Origin of the sequence: Halorubrum sp. CSM-61 (genome assembly GCF_003781945.1) — an archaeon.
GTDB lineage: Archaea > Halobacteriota > Halobacteria > Halobacteriales > Haloferacaceae > Halorubrum.
The window spans coordinates 224,149-241,976 of sequence record NZ_RJJW01000004.1; the positions used below are offsets into that span (position 1 = coordinate 224,149).

Annotated in this window: 19 protein-coding genes; 13 read left to right on the forward strand and 6 right to left on the reverse strand. The window is 69.0% G+C overall.

Annotated elements, in window-relative coordinates; translation table 11 throughout:
• The first annotated feature begins 215 nt into the window (after nucleotides 1-215).
• Nucleotides 216-956: a hypothetical protein gene (locus tag EDM04_RS09030; RefSeq protein ID WP_123621531.1), complete on the forward strand. Its 741-nt coding sequence runs from the start codon at nucleotides 216-218 to the stop codon at nucleotides 954-956.
• Between the two features lie 41 nt (nucleotides 957-997).
• On the opposite strand, the gene EDM04_RS09035 is transcribed toward EDM04_RS09030, so the two are convergent.
• Complete coding sequence (locus EDM04_RS09035; RefSeq protein ID WP_123621291.1) at nucleotides 998-1,570, reverse strand: hypothetical protein; 573 nt, start codon at nucleotides 1,568-1,570, stop codon at nucleotides 998-1,000.
• A 12-nt stretch (nucleotides 1,571-1,582) separates the two neighbouring features.
• Nucleotides 1,583-2,929, reverse strand: coding sequence for an alkaline phosphatase family protein (locus EDM04_RS09040; protein ID WP_123621293.1), 1,347 nt, complete (start codon nucleotides 2,927-2,929; stop codon nucleotides 1,583-1,585).
• A 139-nt stretch (nucleotides 2,930-3,068) separates the two neighbouring features.
• Here EDM04_RS09040 and EDM04_RS09045 point away from each other — a divergent pair, with 139 nt between their 5' ends.
• The 9 genes from EDM04_RS09045 to EDM04_RS09085 all read left to right on the forward strand — a co-directional run bounded on the left by EDM04_RS09045 (nucleotide 3,069) and on the right by EDM04_RS09085 (nucleotide 11,885).
• Entirely contained in the window at nucleotides 3,069-4,052 is a 984-nt protein-coding gene (locus EDM04_RS09045) for a PhzF family phenazine biosynthesis protein (RefSeq protein WP_123621295.1), read from the forward strand.
• Nucleotides 4,053-4,141: 89 nt separating this feature from the next.
• Nucleotides 4,142-4,336: a hypothetical protein gene (locus tag EDM04_RS09050; RefSeq protein WP_123621297.1), complete on the forward strand. Its 195-nt coding sequence runs from the start codon at nucleotides 4,142-4,144 to the stop codon at nucleotides 4,334-4,336.
• Nucleotides 4,337-4,420: 84 nt separating this feature from the next.
• On the forward strand, nucleotides 4,421-5,371 hold the full coding sequence (locus tag EDM04_RS09055) for a calcium/sodium antiporter (RefSeq protein WP_123621299.1): 951 nt from the start codon (nucleotides 4,421-4,423) through the stop codon (nucleotides 5,369-5,371).
• Nucleotides 5,372-5,866: 495 nt separating this feature from the next.
• Nucleotides 5,867-7,261, forward strand: coding sequence for a D-aminoacyl-tRNA deacylase (locus EDM04_RS09060; protein ID WP_123621301.1), 1,395 nt, complete (start codon nucleotides 5,867-5,869; stop codon nucleotides 7,259-7,261).
• A gap of 191 nt (nucleotides 7,262-7,452) precedes the next feature.
• Nucleotides 7,453-8,607 carry a cell division protein FtsZ gene (gene ftsZ, locus EDM04_RS09065; RefSeq protein ID WP_123621303.1) on the forward strand — a complete coding sequence of 385 codons (1,155 nt, stop codon included), beginning with the start codon at nucleotides 7,453-7,455 and terminating at the stop codon, nucleotides 8,605-8,607.
• Nucleotides 8,608-8,774: 167 nt separating this feature from the next.
• Complete coding sequence (locus EDM04_RS09070; protein WP_006628863.1) at nucleotides 8,775-8,951, forward strand: protein translocase SEC61 complex subunit gamma; 177 nt, start codon at nucleotides 8,775-8,777, stop codon at nucleotides 8,949-8,951.
• Complete coding sequence (locus EDM04_RS09075; protein WP_004050001.1) at nucleotides 8,951-9,403, forward strand: transcription elongation factor Spt5; 453 nt, start codon at nucleotides 8,951-8,953, stop codon at nucleotides 9,401-9,403. The genes EDM04_RS09070 and EDM04_RS09075 overlap by 1 nt, the downstream gene beginning before the upstream one ends.
• Nucleotides 9,404-9,513: 110 nt before the next feature.
• Entirely contained in the window at nucleotides 9,514-10,476 is a 963-nt protein-coding gene (artA, locus tag EDM04_RS09080; RefSeq protein WP_123621306.1) for an archaeosortase A, read from the forward strand.
• 161 nt (nucleotides 10,477-10,637) lie between these two features.
• Nucleotides 10,638-11,885: an MgtC/SapB family protein gene (locus EDM04_RS09085; protein ID WP_123621308.1), complete on the forward strand. Its 1,248-nt coding sequence runs from the start codon at nucleotides 10,638-10,640 to the stop codon at nucleotides 11,883-11,885.
• Nucleotides 11,886-11,922: 37 nt separating this feature from the next.
• Here EDM04_RS09085 and EDM04_RS09090 read toward each other — a convergent pair whose 3' ends face one another.
• The 3 genes from EDM04_RS09090 to dph5 form a co-directional block, all read right to left on the reverse strand.
• Nucleotides 11,923-12,297, reverse strand: a complete 375-nt coding sequence (locus EDM04_RS09090) for a cyclic nucleotide-binding/CBS domain-containing protein (RefSeq protein ID WP_123621310.1) — start codon at nucleotides 12,295-12,297, stop codon at nucleotides 11,923-11,925.
• A gap of 84 nt (nucleotides 12,298-12,381) precedes the next feature.
• Nucleotides 12,382-12,768 (reverse strand): HPP family protein, encoded by a 387-nt coding sequence (locus EDM04_RS09095; protein ID WP_123621312.1) that lies wholly within the window; start codon nucleotides 12,766-12,768, stop codon nucleotides 12,382-12,384.
• 65 nt (nucleotides 12,769-12,833) lie between these two features.
• Nucleotides 12,834-13,631, reverse strand: coding sequence for a diphthine synthase (gene dph5, locus EDM04_RS09100; protein WP_123621314.1), 798 nt, complete (start codon nucleotides 13,629-13,631; stop codon nucleotides 12,834-12,836).
• Between the two features lie 172 nt (nucleotides 13,632-13,803).
• Here dph5 and EDM04_RS09105 point away from each other — a divergent pair, with 172 nt between their 5' ends.
• The 3 genes from EDM04_RS09105 to lrpA1 all read left to right on the forward strand — a co-directional run bounded on the left by EDM04_RS09105 (nucleotide 13,804) and on the right by lrpA1 (nucleotide 17,177).
• Nucleotides 13,804-15,699 carry a 2-oxoacid:acceptor oxidoreductase subunit alpha gene (locus EDM04_RS09105; protein WP_123621315.1) on the forward strand — a complete coding sequence of 632 codons (1,896 nt, stop codon included), beginning with the start codon at nucleotides 13,804-13,806 and terminating at the stop codon, nucleotides 15,697-15,699.
• Nucleotides 15,700-15,702: 3 nt separating this feature from the next.
• Nucleotides 15,703-16,641 carry a thiamine pyrophosphate-dependent enzyme gene (locus tag EDM04_RS09110; protein WP_123621318.1) on the forward strand — a complete coding sequence of 313 codons (939 nt, stop codon included), beginning with the start codon at nucleotides 15,703-15,705 and terminating at the stop codon, nucleotides 16,639-16,641.
• A gap of 107 nt (nucleotides 16,642-16,748) precedes the next feature.
• Nucleotides 16,749-17,177, forward strand: a complete 429-nt coding sequence (lrpA1, locus tag EDM04_RS09115; protein WP_123621320.1) for an HTH-type transcriptional regulator LrpA1 — start codon at nucleotides 16,749-16,751, stop codon at nucleotides 17,175-17,177.
• A gap of 48 nt (nucleotides 17,178-17,225) precedes the next feature.
• On the opposite strand, the gene EDM04_RS09120 is transcribed toward lrpA1, so the two are convergent.
• A complete protein-coding gene (locus tag EDM04_RS09120; RefSeq protein WP_123621322.1) occupies nucleotides 17,226-17,762 on the reverse strand; it encodes a GNAT family N-acetyltransferase in 537 nt (178 codons plus the stop codon).
• Between the last annotated feature and the right edge of the window lie 66 nt (nucleotides 17,763-17,828).

Sequence of the window (17,828 nt, forward strand, 5' to 3'; positions counted from 1 at the left end):
GGAGCTACGCCCGCTGAGACGGTTAAGCGTATCGCCCGGAATACGACGATCTGATAATCGCGCGCTTCACGCCGTTAAGCCGGTATTAAGGATCTGCGGGAGGTGTCAGTTGAGCGGTTATTATTACCCGCTCAGCGATGAAATCCAAGGCACAAAGTTCACGGTGTGTCGTGCGCGAGGTGAGTCAAATGGAACGCCGAGGGCAAATCGGACTGGTGGAAGCGCTCCTCCTTGACGTCGTCCGTCTCCACGAGACGTGGATGGAGGTCGTCTTCCCCAGACAGCTCGATCCGAGCGCGGTGTTAGGGAAGTGGAAACCGGAGACCGGCGTCCAGACGGTCGGGTACTACCTCTGGGCGATCCTCGGGGCTCCGCTCGTGGCGGTGACGTACCCGCTCCTGCTCGTCGGATTCGCCACGCGGTACTACGCGGCGAAGCTCGATTCCGCGGTCACGCGGTTCGGCGTGCTCGGCGCGGTGCTCGTCGCCACCGTCGTCTGGGGCTCGTTGACCCTCCTCGCGCACTTCCAGCTACCGACGGAGGTGATGCTCGGGATCGGCGGCGCCAGCGTCGTCGCGGTCGTCTCCGCCGGGCTCGCCGCCGGCTTCTCGAAGGCCGGGGGCCGGTTCGTCAGCGCCCTGCTCGCGTACCCGTTCGCGATGACGGCGATCTTCCTGCCGCCGGTCGTCGCCGCGCTGCTGACTCCCTCGATCTCGAACGTGGTCCTCGATCCGAGCTACGAGCTCGCGCGGTGGATCCTCGACACGTTCCTCGCGGTCGGCGGGATCAACGAGACGCTCCGGGGCGCCTTCGACCTGGAGACGTTCGGCCAGCAGTGGGGCGTTCCCGGTCTCGGCTACGTGCTGATGTGGGTCGGCATCTCCGTCCCGCTCGGCTGGTTCCTAGGAGTGCTCGTCGCGCTGGCGAACCTGATCCGTCCGAAGCCGGACGGCTGAGCCGACGCGCCGAGCGGACGGCCGGCATCCTCTTCGTTCCGCTACTCCTCGCGATCGAACCGCTCGCTCGCGGTCTCGAACGCCGACTCCGACTGCTCCTTGCTCCGCCGGCTCTCCCGCGCCGCGACCGCCTCGGGATCCGGGCTGGCGTCGTCGTCGATCCGGGCGAACGACTTGTGGACCTTCGTGTGGCACCAGCGACACAGCGCGACGGTGATCTCGTGGGGGCCCGCGTCGTCGAGGTCGGAGGCGTCGGCCGGGGAGGAGTCAGAGGCGTCGACCGAGGAGGAGTCGGCGTCGCCGTACGACAGGTGGTGTTCCTCCACCAGCGGTCGGGCGTCGTCGTGAGCCAGCCGGATCTCCGCCAGTCCGCACCGGTAGCACTCCCGCCCGTCGGTCGTCGAGCGGTAGTGCGGGCACGCCCGCCAGTCCCCCTCTGCGCCGACGTGGCAGGCGTAGCCGTCCCGGCGTCGATCGGCGGCGAACTGAGGGTCGTCGCCGGCCCGCGCCAGCGCGAACCGACAGCGACCGTCGTCGGTGAGGTGGTCGCAGACGCCGGCGACCGCGTACGGGTCGTCGACGCCGACCGGGGTCCCGTCCGGTGTGTGTTCCACGTCGGCGCCACCTCAGACGAGGCTCGCGCCGTCGAGGTCGGTTCGGCCGTAATCGACGTCGAGCAGGCGCAGGAGGGTCGGGGCGACGTCGAGTAAGTCCGCGTCCTCGATTTTCGCGTCCGGGTGATCGACGAACAGGGCGGCGTCCTCGAAGGTGTGCATCCCGGTCCGGGGGCCGTCCGGATCGAACACCGCGTCGTGGGAGCGGAACCCCGACTTGAGGTCGAACCCCTCGTTCGGAATCACCACGAGGTCGGGCGCGATGGCGTCGTGGTCGCCGCGGAACACCGTCTCGCGCTCGACGACTCGCTTCGCGACCGGCTTCCCCTTCGGCCCCTCCCAGGCTTCGAGCTCGGCCCGGAGCTCCTCGCGGACCGCCTCGTACTCCGACTCGGGGACGACGCCGTCGGGCTCGCGGCCCTCCACGTTGAGGTAGAAGCGGCCGGGCACGAGCGAGTACGCGCGAGCGTCGCCGGCGATGTCGGACAGCGCTCCGTGGTCGTCGCCCTCGTAGGAGAGCCACCCCTCGCGTTCGAGCCACTCGTTGCAGTACACGTCGTACCGGAGGCGCGTGAACCCGTGGGTGGAGCCGACGACGAGCCGCACGTCGTCCGGGAGCGCCTTCCGGATGCCGCCGATGTGTTCGTCGAGGGCGGCGTAGAACTCCAGCATATCCTCACGGTACGGACCGCCGTCCGCGTAGTCTCCCCATAGGAAGTGGTTGATCCGGTCCGGCGTGGAGAACACGCCGACGAACAGGTCCCAGTCGTCCTTCTCGACGTAGCGGTCGAACGCCGCCGCGCGGGCGTCGAGGGTCTCGCGCGCCTGTTCGACGAACTCGGTCTTGTCCTCTCGGTGGCCGAGCTTCGCGTTGACCGAGAGCCTGTAGCTGCTCTCGGTGAGGTACTTCCGAAGCTCCTCCGGGTGTGACGCCTTGTCGACGTCGGGCGAGAGGTAGCCGGAGACCATGCGCTGAACCGTTCGCTGCGGCGGGAAGGTGACGGGGACGTTCATCACGGTCGCGTCGAGGCCGGCGTCGGTCGCGCGGTCCCACACCCGCGTCGCCTGCACGTCTCGACCCATTGGGACGTAGGTGTCGTAGGAGCCGACCTCGCGGTCCTGAAAGCCGTACACCCCGGTCTCGCCGGGGTTCACGCCGCTCGTGAGCACCGGCCAGCACGCGCTCGACTCGGGGGGAACGGCGCTGTCGATCGGTCCCCCGTCGCCCTCGTCGGCGATCGCCGACAGCGTCGGAAACGTGTCCGGGTTGTCGGCGACGAGGCGGTGGGGCAGCCCGTCGATCCCGATGAACGCCACGCGGGGCGTGTCGTTCCCTCGCAGCCGGTCGAAGAGGCCCATAGGGGTACATCCGCCGTGGAGGGCAAAAGGGTTCACATCGCTTCCCGGGCGCGTCGCCGCCGCCGGTCGGCTCCCCTTCTCCCTCCTTACCCTCCCCTCCTCTCGGGAGCCTTTTGAGGGCGGCCCGTCACGGTGGCGCATGGAGACGCGACGCACGCTTCTCGTCGACGCGTTCGCGGACGAGCCGCTGGCCGGGAACGTCGCCGGCGTCGTGCCGGACGCCGCGGGACTGAGCGACGACCAGATGGGCCGGATCGCCGCGGAGATCGGCGCCTCCGAGACCGCGTTCCTGTTCGACGCCGGCGGGGACGGCGGGGGCGAAGACGGCGCCGACAGCGAGAGCGCCACCGGCGACGCCGGCGCTGTCGACCGACTCCGATACTTCACGCCTTCCACCGAGGTCGACCTCTGTGGCCACGCCACGATCGCGACCTACGGCGCCCTGTTCGCCGAGGGCGCGATCGACGCCGGCGACCGCACCCTCCGGACCGAGGTCGGCGACCTCGAGGTCACGGTCGACGACGACGGGACCGTCTGGATGCGGCAGAACCCCCCGACGGTCGACGTGATCGATCCCGACGTCGAGGAGGGGTCCGGTCTCGACGCCGACCGCCTCGGCGACGCGCTCGGGATCGACCCGGCGGCCCTGCGCGACGTGGGCGCCGACCTCCCGGTCGCGGTCGCCTCCACGGGGCTCCCGTGGCTCGTCGTCCCAGTGAACTTCCTCGAACGGCTCGGCGAGGCCGAGCCCGACGCGGCGGCGATCGAGGCGATCTCCGCGGCGCACGACGTGGCGGGCGTGTACGCGTTCACCTTCGACGCGATCGGCTTCGACTCGACGCTTCACGGCCGGGCGTTCGCACCGGCGCTCGGGATTCCCGAGGACCCCGTCACAGGGATGGCGAGCGGCGCGGTCGGGGCCTACCTCCGCGAGGTCGAGGCGTTCGACGGCGACTTCCCCGACGAGATGCGCTTCGAGCAGGGCCACTTCGTCGACCGGCCCGGCCACGTTCGGGTTCGGGTCGACGGCGACGCGGTGCGCGTCGGCGGACGGGCGGTCGTCTCGATGGACGGCGAGCTTCGGGTGCCGGACGAGGAGGACGACGAGATCATCGAAGCGTAGCGCTCCGGCGGATCGGGAGGGCGGTTCGCCACCAGAGAGGGCGCTTCCGCGGGCCGAACGCTTAGGGGATCGCGAGCCGTACTGCCGTTATGGAGTTCGACCTCCCGCGTGCGGTCGGTATCGTCGCGCTCATCGTCGTCCTCGGAACGCTCGGGGTCGCCTTCGGGACGCCGATGGCGCTTTCGACGACGCTGATGATGGTGCTCCCCTCGATGGTCGTCTTCGGCGCCGTCGCGTTCGTCGTCGGGATGAAACACGGCGAGTTCCGGGCGACGCGCGCCTGAGGCGCCGGCAGCCCTACGGCCTCCACGAACTCCCGACGCCCCGGGATCACGGCGCTTTTTAAAACGCCGACGCAATCGGGAGCCGTGCCACTCGGGTCGCCGCTCACGGAACTCCTGCTGCTCGCCGGCGGCGCCGCACTCCTGTACGCCGGGGCAGAGCTGCTCGTGAAAGGCGCCGGCGACCTCGCGCTCGCGGTCGGGCTGAAGGCGTCGACGGTGGGGGTCACCGTCGTCGCGTTCGCGACCACCGCCCCCGAACTGTTCGTCGCCCTCCTCGGCGCGATCACGGTGTCGACCGACACCGGGCTGGGCGCGATCGTCGGCTCGAACATCGCCAACATCGGGCTCGTGCTAGGGGCGTCCGCGCTGATACGCCCGCTCGACATCTCGCAGACCGTCTTCGAGCGCCACGTCCCGTTCATGGTGCTCGCCGCGCTGCTCCTCGTCGGCCTCGGCTGGGACGGGCGGATCGGCGCCGTCGACGGCGTCGTCCTGCTCGCCGCCCTCGTCGCGTTCACCGCCGTCGTCATGCGGCGGGTCCAGCAGACGCAGTCCGGCATCTCCGACGCCGAACGCGAGGAGATGCCGGACGCGCGAGCCCGAGACGTCGTCGCCGTGGTCGGCGGGATCGTCGCCCTCGTCCTCGGATCCCGCTGGTTGGTCGAGGGCGGCCAGTCCCTGCTGTCGGCCGCCGGCTTCTCCGACATCTTCATCGGGCTCACGGTGCTGGCGCTGGGGACCTCGCTGCCGGAGCTGGCCGCGAGCGTCGTCGCCGCGATCCGCGGCGAGGCGGAGTTCAGCGTGGGCAACGTCGTCGGCTCGAACATCTACAACGTCCTCGCGGTCATCGGCGTCGTCGCCGTCATTACGCCGATCAGCGTGAGCCCCGGCGTGCGCGGCTTCGAGTTCCCCGCGCTGCTCGCCTTTACCGCCCTGCTGGTCGGGCTGATGTACCGCGGCGAGCGCATCTCGCGGCTCGACGGCGGCGTCCTCGTCGCCGGCTACGTCGCGTTCATCTACCTGCTGCTGCCGTGAGGGTGGCGATTCTACCGGATGACGTCGATCGACGACAACTGTTAGTTATAAATATGAGATGGAACGTCGGCGGTGGCGCGCGCCGGTGAGCGCCCGTTAGGGCGCGAACCGCGCGTGCGAGGGAGTCGGTGGTCCGGAGCAACGCGGAGGACCACCGACGAGGCTGGGGAGGCATGAGGTGCGGGGCGGGACTCAAAGGGGCGGCCGCGAGGCGGGCGCAGGTGACGTAAGGACCGCAGGGAACGAGCGAAGCGAGTGACCGAGGACCGCAGCGAACGTGCGCCCGCCTCGCGGCCGGGGCTTTGGAGGAGATCGCGTCGATCCGCCGTTTATAAACGCCAACGTACAGCCGAGCGGCCGGGGCTTTGGAGGCGTTCACCGCCGATCCAACATCGCCCACATATAAGCGATCAACCGGACAGGCAGACGAAGTCACCGCCGCTCCGTCCGCGTCGTACCGACGGCTATTCGGCCGCCCGACTCCGACAGGAATCCGTGATAGCGATCGTCGTCAGCCGGGCCGACAGCGCCTCGGAACACATCGGCGAGCACCTGCTCGACGTCGGCGACTGGGAGCGCCGCGACGACCCGAGCCGCCCCGACGCCGACGGGGGCGGCACGTACTACCGGACCGACGGGTTCGAACTGCGGGAGTTCGACGGCCTCCACATCGAACTGAACGACCCGGCCGCCGCCTTCGACTGCGATCCCGAGTTCCTCGCGTTCGTCTCCCGTCATTCGGGGGAGACCGGAAAACTCCTGACCGCCCACGTCACCGGGAACTTCGGCCCCGCGCCGTACGGGGGCGAGCCGGAGACGCTGGCGCTCGCCGCGCCGGGCGCCGAGAAGCGCGTCGTCGAGGCGCTCGCGGAACGCGCCCCCGAGGGGTACGACGCGGGGATCGAGTGCACGCACCACGGGCCCACGGGGACCTCCGTCCCGTCGCTGTTCGTCGAGCTCGGCTCCGGCGAGCCGCAATGGACCGACCCGGAGGCGGCCCGGGCGGTCGCGCGGGCGGTGCTCGATCTGCGGGGGACCGGCGCGGATCTGATCGGCGAGTCGAGCGAGACGAGCGCGGGAAAGGCCGCCGACGGCGACTCCGATCCCCGCCACGTCGTCGGATTCGGCGGCGGCCACTACGCCCCGCGGTTCACTCGGATCGTCCGCGAGACCGAGTGGGCGGTGGGACACGTCGGCGCCGACTGGGCGCTCGGGGAGCTGGGCGCGCCCGACGCGAACCGGGACGTGATCGAGCAGGCGTTCGCGCGGAGCCGCGCGAATCTGGCCGTGATCGAGGGCGACAAACCCGACCTCGCGGCGACGGTCGAGGACCTCGGCCATCGCGTCGTGAGCGAGACGTGGGTGCGCGAGGTCGGCGATCGCCCCCTCCCGCTGGTGGAGCGGCTGGAGGCCGAGGTCGCGACGGTCGACGAGGGGCTCCGGTTCGGCGGGGTCGTCCCCGGGTCTCCCGACTCGATCCGCGTCCGAGCGCTGCCGGGCGAACTCCTCTCGCGGGCGCAGGGCGTGGACGCGGACGCGGCCCGCGCGGCGGTGGAAGCGAACGCCGTCGCCTTCGACACCGAGCAGGCCGGGACGCGGGCGACGGGGCGGGCCGCGTTCGCCGCCGACGGGGACTCGCCCGGATTCGACGACCTCGTCGCGGATCTCGCGAGCGTGTTGGAGCGCGGGTACGACGCGGTCGACGTCGGCGACGGCGCCGTGGTCGCGCGCGAGACCGCGTTCGATCCGGCGCTCGCCGCCGAGCGGGGCGTCCCGGAGGGGCCGGCGTTCGGCCGGCTCGCCGGCGGGGAGTCTGTCGAGGTCGACGGCGAGACGGTCGCGCCCGAGGACGTGTCGCGGGTGCGAACGGAGCGGTTCCCGATCGAGTGAGGCTCGCGCGGCGGCGCGTCGCAGTGGGTCGGCGCGCGTCGAGAGCGCGGCCGCCGATCGGCGGTCCGATCGTTCGTTTTCGAACGGTGATACGCGGGTCTTGTCGGTTCTGGAGACTGTCTCCGATAGTCCGACTTCCGTCAGACGATCGGGCAAAAATAAATACGTCCGGGTCGCAACCACACCATATAATGGACTCTATCGTAGAGGACGCCATCGACGAAGCCGAGGAATCCCCGGCGGACGACGCCGGGGAGGCCGGCACCGGCGGGAACGACGCGGCCGCCGGGGCCCCGCCACAGACCGGGACGATGACCGACGAGGAGCTGCAGGACGTCCTCCAGGACCTCCAGACCAACATCACGGTCGTCGGCTGCGGGGGCGCCGGCGGCAACACGGTCAACCGGATGACCGAGGAGGGGATCCACGGCGCGAAGCTGGTCGCCGCCAACACCGACGTCCAGCACCTCGTCAACATCGAGGCGGACACGAAGATCCTCATGGGCCAACAGAAGACGCAGGGGCGCGGCGCCGGCTCCCTCCCGCAGGTCGGCGAGGAGGCCGCCATCGAGTCCCAGGAGGAGATCCAGGACGCCATCGACGGCTCCGACATGGTGTTCGTCACCGCCGGGCTCGGCGGCGGCACGGGGACCGGGTCGGCGCCGGTCGTCGCGAAGGCCGCCCGCGAGTCCGGCGCGCTGACCATCGCCATCGTCACGACCCCCTTCACGGCCGAGGGCGAGGTCCGCCGGACGAACGCCGAGGCCGGCTTAGAGCGCCTCCGCGACGTCTCGGACACCGTGATCGTCGTCCCCAACGACCGCCTGCTCGACGCGGTCGGGAAGCTCCCCGTCCGGCAGGCGTTCAAGGTGTCCGACGAGGTCCTGATGCGCTCGGTGAAGGGGATCACGGAGCTCATCACGATGCCCGGCCTCGTCAACCTCGACTTCGCCGACGTCCGCACCGTCATGGAGAAGGGCGGCGTCGCGATGATCGGCCTCGGGGAGTCCGACTCCGACTCGAAGGCGCAGGACTCGGTGAAGTCCGCGCTCCGCTCGCCGCTGCTCGACGTCGACATCTCCGGCGCGAACTCCGCGCTGGTGAACGTCACCGGCGGCACGGACATGTCCATCGAGGAGGCCGAGGGCGTCGTCGAGGAGATCTACGACCGGATCGACCCCGACGCCCGGATCATCTGGGGGACCTCCGTCGACGAGGAGCTCGAAGGCGAGATGCGGACCATGATCGTCGTGACCGGCGTCGAGTCGCCGCAGATCTACGGCAACAACGGCGAGACGCCCGAGGGAACGTCGCCCGAGATGGAAGACATCGACTACGTCGAGTAATCGCGCCGGTCGCGGCGAGTCCGGTCGTCCCCGTCTCTCTCACTCCCCGTTTGCTCTCCGTCCGCTCTCCGCTCACTCTCCGGCCGTTTCCCCGGTTCTCGCTCTCCGTCCGACGTGCGCCTCGCATCAAAAGGTAAAAACCGGATCGACTCGAACTCTCTCGCAACATGGACGTTCCGTACGACCTCAACAGCTACATTCGGGTGCTGAAACTGGCGAGCACGCCGAGCACCGACGAGTTCCTCCAGGTGTCGAAGATCGCCGGGGCCGGAATCTTACTCATCGGGTTCATCGGCTTCCTGATGTTCGCGATCATGAGCCTCCTGCCGGGGGTCGGCGCGTAATGCCGATCTTCTCGGTCAAGACCACCGCGAGCCAGGAGCGGACCGTCGCCGACATGCTCGCGGAAAAGGAGATGCCGGAGATTCAGGCCGTCATCGCCCCCGACCAGCTGACGAGCTACGTGATGGTCGAGGCCACCGACGGCAGCGTGTTCGCTCGGATCCTCGACGAGATCCCCCACGCTCGCGGCGTGATTCAGGGCTCTGAGGGGCCGGCGAGAAGCCCCTTTTCCGAGGTCGAGCACTTCCTCTCGCCGACCCCCGACGTGGAGGGGATCGCCGAGGGCGACATCGTCGAGCTGATCGCCGGGCCCTTCAAGGGCGAGAAGGCCCGCGTCCAGCGCATCGACGAGGGCAAAGACCAGGTGACCGTCGAGCTGTACGAGGCGACGGTCCCGATCCCGGTGACGGTCCGCGGCGACCAGATCCGCGTGCTCGACTCGGACGAGCGGTAGGCGGCCGATAGCGGTCCGGACTCCTCTCTGTCTCCGCTTTCACGACCCGCTACCCGACGGATCGTCGGCAACGACAAGGGCTTTATCCGACGACGACTGATGATTCGGACATGTTCGGTTCCGGCGTACCGGCGGTTCTGAGCCTGTTGCCGGACACGTTCACGTTCGCCTGGCTCGTCGCGATCCTCTTCGCCGCCGCGTGGCTGCTCGACAGCCGCGGGCTGGCGGCGGGCCGGTCGCTCGCGGCCGGCACGTGGGCGCTGTTCGGCCTCTTCTGGCTGACCACGGTGCCGTACTTCGCGTTCGAACACCAGAGCTACGTCGAATCGATCCTCGCCTTGGTCGGGGTCCCGGCCTGCATGTACGCCGGCTACCTCCTCTACAACGGGCGGGCGTCGCTGTTCACCCTCACGCGGGCGATCGCGATCATGCTGTTCATCTACCTCCCGTTCGAGACGATCCCGGCGTTCACGCTCGCGGGCGTCTCGTTCCCCGAGCCCCGCCGGATCCTCATCGAGGCGGTGGCGACCCAGACCGGGATGCTCATCGACCTGCTCGGCTACGCGCCGGAGCGGGTGGCGAGCAGCGAGGGGTACGACGCGGCCTACCTGTGGACGCTCGACGACGGCCACACCTACCGGATCGACATCGTGCTCGCCTGTACGGGGCTCGGGAGCATGGCGATCTTCGGGGGGCTCGTCGCGGCGGTCGAAGCGCCCCTGCGGCGGAAGCTCCGCGGGCTCGCGGTGTCGGTCACGCTCATTTACGTCCTCAACATCCTCCGGACGACGTTCATCTCGGTCGCCGCGGGCAACCAGTACATGCACTGGTACCCGGATCTGGTGTTGGCGATGTTCGGCGCGAGCGACCCGTATCGGGTGTCCTTTCTGATCTCCGACCGGATCATGAGCCAACTGCTCGCGGTGGTGGCGCTGATCGGTATCACCTTCCTGGTCGTCCGAGAGCTTCCGGAGCTCGTGGTCATCCTCGAGGACGTGCTCTACCTGCTCACCGGCGAGGAGCACGACCTGACCGAGGCGCTCGATCTGCCGCGGGAGCCGACCAACCGCTGACGCGTTCCCGTCCGACACGGACGGTCCCTTCGAAATATATATCAATATATAGTAAGCTATAGGCGTCGCTGTCGACTGATTCGGCGTATGAGCGCGACGACTCGGTCGGGCCGGGAGCGGCGAAAGAGTGGGCAGATACCGCGACGAAGGAGGATCGGGCCGTGTTGAGCGCCGTCGACCCACTGGTCTACCTCGAGACGAACGTGGCGAAGTTGGTGTTGGCGACCGCGCTGGGGATGTTCCTCGGGCTCGAACGGGAGTGGTCCCAGAAGTCCGCGGGGATCCGGACGTTCGCCCTGATCAGCCTCGCGGCGGCCGTCTTCTCGCTGCTCGGCGGTGGCGGACTCCTGATCGTCGGCGGCGTGTTGATCATCGCCATCGCGGTGCTGCTCGCGGTCCGGAGCTTCGTCGAGGAGGACGTCGAGGGCCTCTCGCTGACCACGTCGGTGTCGATGCTCGTCACCTACGGGGTGGGCGCGCTCGTCGCCGAGGCGTTCTTCATCGAGGCGGTGACGGTGGCCGTGCTCTCCTCGCTGCTGCTCGTGTTGAAGCGGGAGCTCCACCAGTTCGCGTGGGGGCTCTCGCGGGAGGAGGTCCGAAGCGCGGTCGAGTTCACGATCCTCGCGTTCGTGGTCTTTCCCCTGCTGCCGGCGGAGACGATCGACCCGTGGGACGCGGTCCAGCCGCGGCTCATCTGGTCGCTGGTCGTCGCCGTCAGCGCCATCGGCTTCGTCAACTACGTCTTGGTGAAGCGGTATCAGGGCCGCGGCTACGCGGTCACCGGCTTCTTCGGCGGGCTCGTGAACTCGACCGCGGTCGTCGCCGAGATGGCCAAGCGCGCGAAGGAGCAAACGGACTTGACCGATATCGCGGTCGGATCCATCCTGCTCGCGAACGCCGCGATGGCCCTCCGGAACGCCGCGGTCGTCGCCGTCTTCGTCCCGGAGGCCGCCCTCGTGATCGGGGCGCCGCTCGGCGCGGTCACCGTCGCCGGCGTGGCGCTCGCGATATGGCGCAGCGACTGGCGGACGACGGTAGAGGCGGAGCTCACCTCGCCGTTCAGTCTCCGGAACGCCCTCACGTTCGGGGCGCTGTTCCTCGTCGTGCTGCTGGTCTCGGCGGGCGCGGAGCGGACCTTCGGCGCGGGCGGGTTCGTCGCCACGTCGTTCCTCGCGGGGCTCGTCTCCTCCGGCACGGCGACGACCACGGCGGTCTCGCTTCTCGGGACCGGACAGATCACGGTCGACACCGCGGTCACGGGCGTCGTGGCGGGGACTGCCGCGAGCATCCTCGTCAAGACGGCGTTCGCCGCGAGCATCGCGAGAGAGCTGGTCCGGCCGGTGCTGTTCTGGAACCTCGTGTTGATCGCGGTGGGGGTCGCGGTCGGCGCACCGCTGCTCCTGCGTTAGCGCGCCGGGGCCAGCCCGCGGTCGCGTCCCCAGTCGCTCACGAGAGATGCGCCGCCACGTCGGTCGAGGAGACCATGCCGACGTAGTCGTCGTCGACGACCGGGAGGTGTTTCACGCCGTACATCGTCATCATCGCCGCGACCTCCTCCATCATGAGGTCCGGCGTCACGGTCTCGACATTCTCGGTCATCACGTCGCGGACGACCGCGTCGTCGAGGTCGCGGCCGGCCGCGACGGCGCCGACGATGTCGCTCTGCGTGACGATACAGCCGCCGCCCGTCGTCACGACGAGCGCGCTGATATCGTCGCCGCTCATCCGCCGAGCCGCCTCCCGGAGCGGTTCGTCGGCCCCGATCGTCTCCAGCGGCGTCGACATGACCTCGCTGACGCGGGTCCGGTCGTTCAGATCCATATGTGGCGTGTGTTACCACACCTGATGACTCTTCCGGCTGGCGCAACGGGTGGAATGTGTCGGACCCGATCGCTCGCGCCTTGGCTACCGCTGTCTCGAGACGTACGCGGTGAGGTCGGTCGTCGAGACCATCCCGACCAGCTGCCCGTCGGCGTCGACTACCGGCAAGTGCGTGTACCCGCGGTCCGTCGGCCCCGCGAGCTCCTCCACCGAGTCGTCGGGAGACACGGTGACGATCTCCGTGGTCATGAACGCCTCCACGGGCGTCTCGTCCTCCGGGTCGTTCCGTCTGACGAGCGAGACGAAGTCGGTCGCGGTGATCAGTCCGGCCAAGCGCCCGTCGTCGCCGACGACGAGGATCGAGCTCTTCCCGGTTTCGAGCATTTTCCGAGCGGCCGCCGCGGCCGAGGCGCCCGACTCGATGGTGAGCAGATCGGTCGACATCAGCCGCTCGACGGGAACGTCTGTCATGGGTGACGACAACGCGGGACGGGGATATCAAACGACCGGTCGTCTGGACTGGGCGACCCGTGTGCTCACTCCTCGACGAGCTCCGGCGGCGCGCCCGCGAGCCCGACGAGCGCGTCCGCCTCGACGTGATGGAGGTCGCCGGGGATGACGAGCAGGTGGAGCGGGTCGCCGAACTCGCGCTCCGCGAGGGCGCTCAGGCGGTCGGCGGCGACGACCGAGTCGGGCGAGCCCGCGCGGGCGACGACGACGGCGAGCGCGTCCTCCCACCCCTCGGCGAGCAGGCCGGCGGCGACGTCGGCGGTCATGTACTCCTCGTGGTCCGGGTCGGGGCCGGTCGGGCCGGTGCCGACCTTGATGTCGAGGTAGACGACGGTGTGGAGCCCGCGCTCGCGGTTCGCCTCGACGGTGTCGATCACGCTCCCGGGCACGTCGTCGCCGCCGTGCGCGTACGGGAACGGGAGCGTCGTCGCCTTGCCGAACCGGTAGTTCTGCAGGCCGGTGAGACTCGACGCGGCCGACTGAGCGGTCACGCCGTGGATAACGCGGGTGTCGATCCCGCGCTCCTCGGCGCGCAGCCTGAGGTCCGTGTGGGTCGTCGAGATCATCGTGTCGCCGGCGGTGAGGAAGGCGGCGTGGCCCTCTTCCGCCGCCGCGAGGATCGCTTCGGGGTCCTGTTCGACGCCCTCGCGCGACCGGACCTCGATCTCCGCGTCGTGGTACGCCTCTAGGTCCTCGACGTCGGCACCGACCAACTTACTCGTGTAGAACTCGGCGAAGACCCGGTCCGCGGACCTGAGCGCCTCGCGCCCCTCGACGGTGATCGATCGCTCGTCGTAGAGGCCGAGACCGATGAACGTGAGCATACGACTCGTCGGGCGGGCGGCGAGTAAAAGGGCGCGGAAGGGCGTCGAGACGATCCGCCGCGGGTCGCACCTAAAGGTCCTTCATGATTGTTCCTTGTGATTCCATAGCAAGCCCTAAGAGGTAACCAGCACAAGGTCCAATCACTAGGCCCTCACGGGCTCACATACCACTATGACTGACGACGAACTCATCTGGCGGATTTCGGGGGGATCCGGTGACGGGATCGCTTCGACCAGCCAGAACTTCGCGAAGGCCTTGATGCGATCGGGGCTCAACGTCTTCACGCATCGACATTACCCGTCGCGGATCCGCGGGGGCCACACCTACACCGAGGTCCGGGCGGCCTCGGACCCGGTGCGGTCCCGCGGCGACGGGTACAACTTCCTGCTCGCGCTCGGCGACTCGTTCGCCCGCAACCCGCAGGAGGAGGCCGTCTACGGGAACGAAGAGATCAAGCCGCTCTCGGAGAACCTCGACGAGCTCCGCGAAGGCGGAGTCATCGTGTACGACGAGGGGCTCCTCGACGCCTCCGAGATCCCGGACTTCGAGGAGCGCGCAGAGGAGAACGACTGGCACGTATACCCCCTCGACCTCCGCGGGCTCGCCCGCGACATGGGTCGCGAGGTCATGCGCAACACCGCCGGCGTCGGCGCGACCTGCGCGCTGACCGGAATGGACCTCAAACACGTCGAGGACCTGATGCGGGACGCGATGCCGGAGAAGATCCTCGAACCGAACATCGAGATCCTCGAGACCGCCTACGAGCAGGTCAAAGAGGAGTACGACGTGGACGCGCCGGACGTGACGGTGCCGACCGGCGAGCACGACGAGGAGCAGCTGCTCATGTCCGGCTCGGACGCCATCTCCTACGGCGCCATCGACGAGGGCTGTCGGTTCATCGCCGGCTACCCGATGACGCCGTGGACCGAGGTGTTCACCATCATGACGAAGAACCTGCCGAAGCTCGGCGGGATCTCCGAGCAGGTCGAAGACGAGATCGCCGCGGCCGCGCTCGCGGTCGGGGCCTCGCACGCCGGCGTGAAGGCCATGTCCGGCTCCTCCGGCGGCGGCTTCGCCCTGATGTCGGAGCCGCTCGGACTCGCGGAGATGACGGAGACCCCCGTCGTCCTCGTCGAGGCCATGCGCGCCGGCCCGTCGACCGGGATGCCGACGAAGCCCGAGCAGTCCGACCTCGAACACGTCCTGTACACCTCGCAGGGCGACTCCCAGCGCGTCGTCTTGGCGCCCGGGACCGTCGAGGAGGCGTACGAGCAGTCGCGGATCGCCTTCCGGCTGGCCTACGAGTACCAGATCCCGTCGATCCTCCTGTACGATCAGAAGCTCGGCGGCGAGCTGGTGAACGTCCCGAAGAGCCACTTCGACCGCGATCCGAACCCGACGCTCGGAAAGACCCTGAGCGAGGACGCGCTCGCCGAGGAGCCGCACTCGGAGGACGGGAAGTTCCACCGGTTCCAGCACGACGTCGAGGACGGCGTCTCCCCGCGGTCGATCCCCGGCCAGAAGGGCGGTCGCTTCCTCGCGACCGGCAACGAGCACAGCCCCACCGGTCACATCGCCGAGTCGCCGGACAATCGCGTCGCGCAGATCGACCGGCGGACGCAGAAGCTGGAGGCGATCCGCGCCGACCTCGATCAGGAGGACACCGGCTCGTACGCCGGCCCCGACGACGCCCAGTACGGCATCCTCACGTTCGGGAGCCAGCAGGGCACCGTCGAGGAGGCGGTCGACCGACTCAACGACGCCGGCGTCTCGGTGAAGTCGTACGGCGTCTCCGACATGCTCCCGTTCCCGACCGAGCAGGTCGAGGCGTTCGTCGAGAGCGTCGACGAGGTGCTCGTCGTCGAGATGACGGCGTCCGGACAGTTCCGCGGGCTCGTCCAGAAGAACCTCGGCCGCTACGGCGAGAAGCTGTCGAGCCTGCTGAAGTACAACGGGAACCCGTTCGAGCCGGCGGAGATCGTCGACGGGTTCGAGGCCTCCATCGTCGAGGGCGACGGCGACGCGTCCGGCCATCAGACCACCTTCGTCCCAGCCGCAGGTGACTAACCAATGAGCACGTTTTCAGCAATCGGAGACGAACGAGAGATCGACCGCGACGAGTACACCCCCGGCGTCGAGCCGCAGCCGACCTGGTGTCCCGGCTGCGGTGACTTCAGCGTCCTGAAGGCGCTCAAGCAGGCGCTTCCCGAGGTCGGGCGCACGCCCGAGGAGACCCTGCTGTGTACCGGGATCGGCTGTTCCGGCAAGCTGAACAGCTACCTCGACACGTACGGGTTCCACACGATCCACGGGCGCTCGCTGCCCGTGGCCCGCGCCGCGAAGCTCGCGAACCCCGACCTCGAAGTGATCGCCGCCGGCGGCGACGGCGACGGCTACGGGATCGGCGGGAACCACTTCATCCACACGGCCCGGGAGAATCACGACATGACGTACATCGTCTTCAACAACGAGATCTTCGGGCTCACGAAGGGCCAGACCTCCCCGACGAGCCCGAAGGGCCACAAGTCGAAGACGCAGCCGGCCGGCAGCGCCAAGGAGCCGATCAAGCCGCTCTCGATGTCGCTGAACGCCGGCGCCTCGTACGTCGCTCGCACCGCCGCGGTCAACCCGAACCAGGCCAAGGAGATCCTCATCGAGGCGATCGAGCACGACGGCTTCGCGCACGTCGACTTCCTCACCCAGTGTCCGACCTGGAACAAGGACGCGCGCCAGTACGTCCCGTACATCGACGTCAACGAGTCCGACGACTACGACTTCGACAAGACGGACCGCGTCGAGGCCGCCGAGATGATGCGCAAGACCGAGGAGTCGCTCTACGAGGGCGAGGTCCTCACCGGCCGCTTCTACGTCGACGAGGACCGCCCGTCCTACGGCGAGGAGAAGCGGGCGATCGGCGAGATGCCCGACGAGCCGCTGGCCGAGCGCTACTGGGACGACGACTACGAGTGGGAGCGTTCCTACGACAAGTTCCTCGACAAGCACGCCTGACGCGGCCGTAGACCGGGATCGACCGACGATCCCGCCGCGGTTCGTCGTCCGTTCGTCTCGTTTTTCGGTTCGCAAGGTATTTTTTCGGTGGTGACAAAGCAGTAGTCATGAGTACGGTATCGACGGAGGAACGGATCCTGTCGGTGTTAGAGGAGGACGCGCAGGCCTCCTGCGCGGAGATCGCCGACCGGGCGAACGTCTCGAAGCCGACGGTGCGGAAGTACATCGACCGCCTCGAGGAGAAGGGCGTGATCGTCGGCTACTCCGCGGAGATCGACCCGAAGAAGCTCTCCTCGCAGTCGATCGCGATGGTCGGCATGGACGTCGATTCGGGGCAGTACGTAAGCGCGACCCGCAAGCTGAAGGAGCTCGACGAGGTGCAGGCGCTGTACACCTCCTCCGGCGACCACATGCTGATGGCCGAGGTCCGCGCCGGCGACGGCGACGAGCTCGGCGACGTCATCTCCGAGAAGCTCCTCGGCGTGGACGGCGTCACCGCGGCCCACCCCTCGTTCCTCCAGGAGCGCCTGAAGTAACGACGCTCCCGCTGGCCGTCGCCTCTATCCGGTTCGCCCGCCCCGCGGTCACCGGAGCGCGTTCACGTCGGCGACGACGATCGACTCGTCGCCGGCCGGACCGCGACGGGTGCCCCGGTGGGCGAACCCGTGCGCGCTGAAGAACTCGGTGGCGCCGGGGCTGTCCGAGGGAACGCTCGCACGAAGGGTGTTGACATCGTGCTCGGCCACCGACGACGCCACGCGCGCGAGCAGTTCGGCCGCGACGCCCTCGCCCGCGTGGTTCGGGTGGACCCACAGCGCGAGCAGTTCGGCCTCGCGATCGCCCTCGTCGGCGCCGTCGCAGCCGTCGATCGCCACTTCCTCCTCTCCCGGTTCGTCGGTCGACCCCTCCGCGTCCGGGTGAGCGATGGCGACGCCCACCGGTCCGTCATCGCCCTCCATCAGGAACGACCACTCGGCCTCCGCGGCGGCCTCGCGGACGCCGGCGGCGGACACGTCGAGAAGGGGAGCTCCGATGTCGTCGAAGACGGTGGCCTCCCGGGCCCGCGAGACCGCCGTTCGAAGCGCCTCCGCGTCGTCGGGCCGCGCCGCCCGGACATGCATGTACGACCGTGGGTAAAGAGGTCACCTATAGGTTTCGGGACGGCAACCTTTCGCAGGGTACCGAGA

Coding starts and splice junctions, on each gene's coding strand:
- EDM04_RS09040 (WP_123621293.1), bottom strand. CDS start 2,929: ATGGGCCTCTTCGACCGGCTGCGAGGGAACGACACGCCCCGCGTGGCG.
- EDM04_RS09045 (WP_123621295.1), top strand. CDS start 3,069: ATGGAGACGCGACGCACGCTTCTCGTCGACGCGTTCGCGGACGAGCCG.
- EDM04_RS09050 (WP_123621297.1), top strand. CDS start 4,142: ATGGAGTTCGACCTCCCGCGTGCGGTCGGTATCGTCGCGCTCATCGTC.
- ftsZ (WP_123621303.1), top strand. CDS start 7,453: ATGGACTCTATCGTAGAGGACGCCATCGACGAAGCCGAGGAATCCCCG.
- EDM04_RS09070 (WP_006628863.1), top strand. CDS start 8,775: ATGGACGTTCCGTACGACCTCAACAGCTACATTCGGGTGCTGAAACTG.
- EDM04_RS09075 (WP_004050001.1), top strand. CDS start 8,951: ATGCCGATCTTCTCGGTCAAGACCACCGCGAGCCAGGAGCGGACCGTC.
- artA (WP_123621306.1), top strand. CDS start 9,514: ATGTTCGGTTCCGGCGTACCGGCGGTTCTGAGCCTGTTGCCGGACACG.
- EDM04_RS09090 (WP_123621310.1), bottom strand. CDS start 12,297: ATGGATCTGAACGACCGGACCCGCGTCAGCGAGGTCATGTCGACGCCG.
- EDM04_RS09095 (WP_123621312.1), bottom strand. CDS start 12,768: ATGACAGACGTTCCCGTCGAGCGGCTGATGTCGACCGATCTGCTCACC.
- dph5 (WP_123621314.1), bottom strand. CDS start 13,631: ATGCTCACGTTCATCGGTCTCGGCCTCTACGACGAGCGATCGATCACC.
- EDM04_RS09105 (WP_123621315.1), top strand. CDS start 13,804: ATGACTGACGACGAACTCATCTGGCGGATTTCGGGGGGATCCGGTGAC.
- EDM04_RS09110 (WP_123621318.1), top strand. CDS start 15,703: ATGAGCACGTTTTCAGCAATCGGAGACGAACGAGAGATCGACCGCGAC.
- lrpA1 (WP_123621320.1), top strand. CDS start 16,749: ATGAGTACGGTATCGACGGAGGAACGGATCCTGTCGGTGTTAGAGGAG.
- EDM04_RS09120 (WP_123621322.1), bottom strand. CDS start 17,762: ATGCATGTCCGGGCGGCGCGGCCCGACGACGCGGAGGCGCTTCGAACG.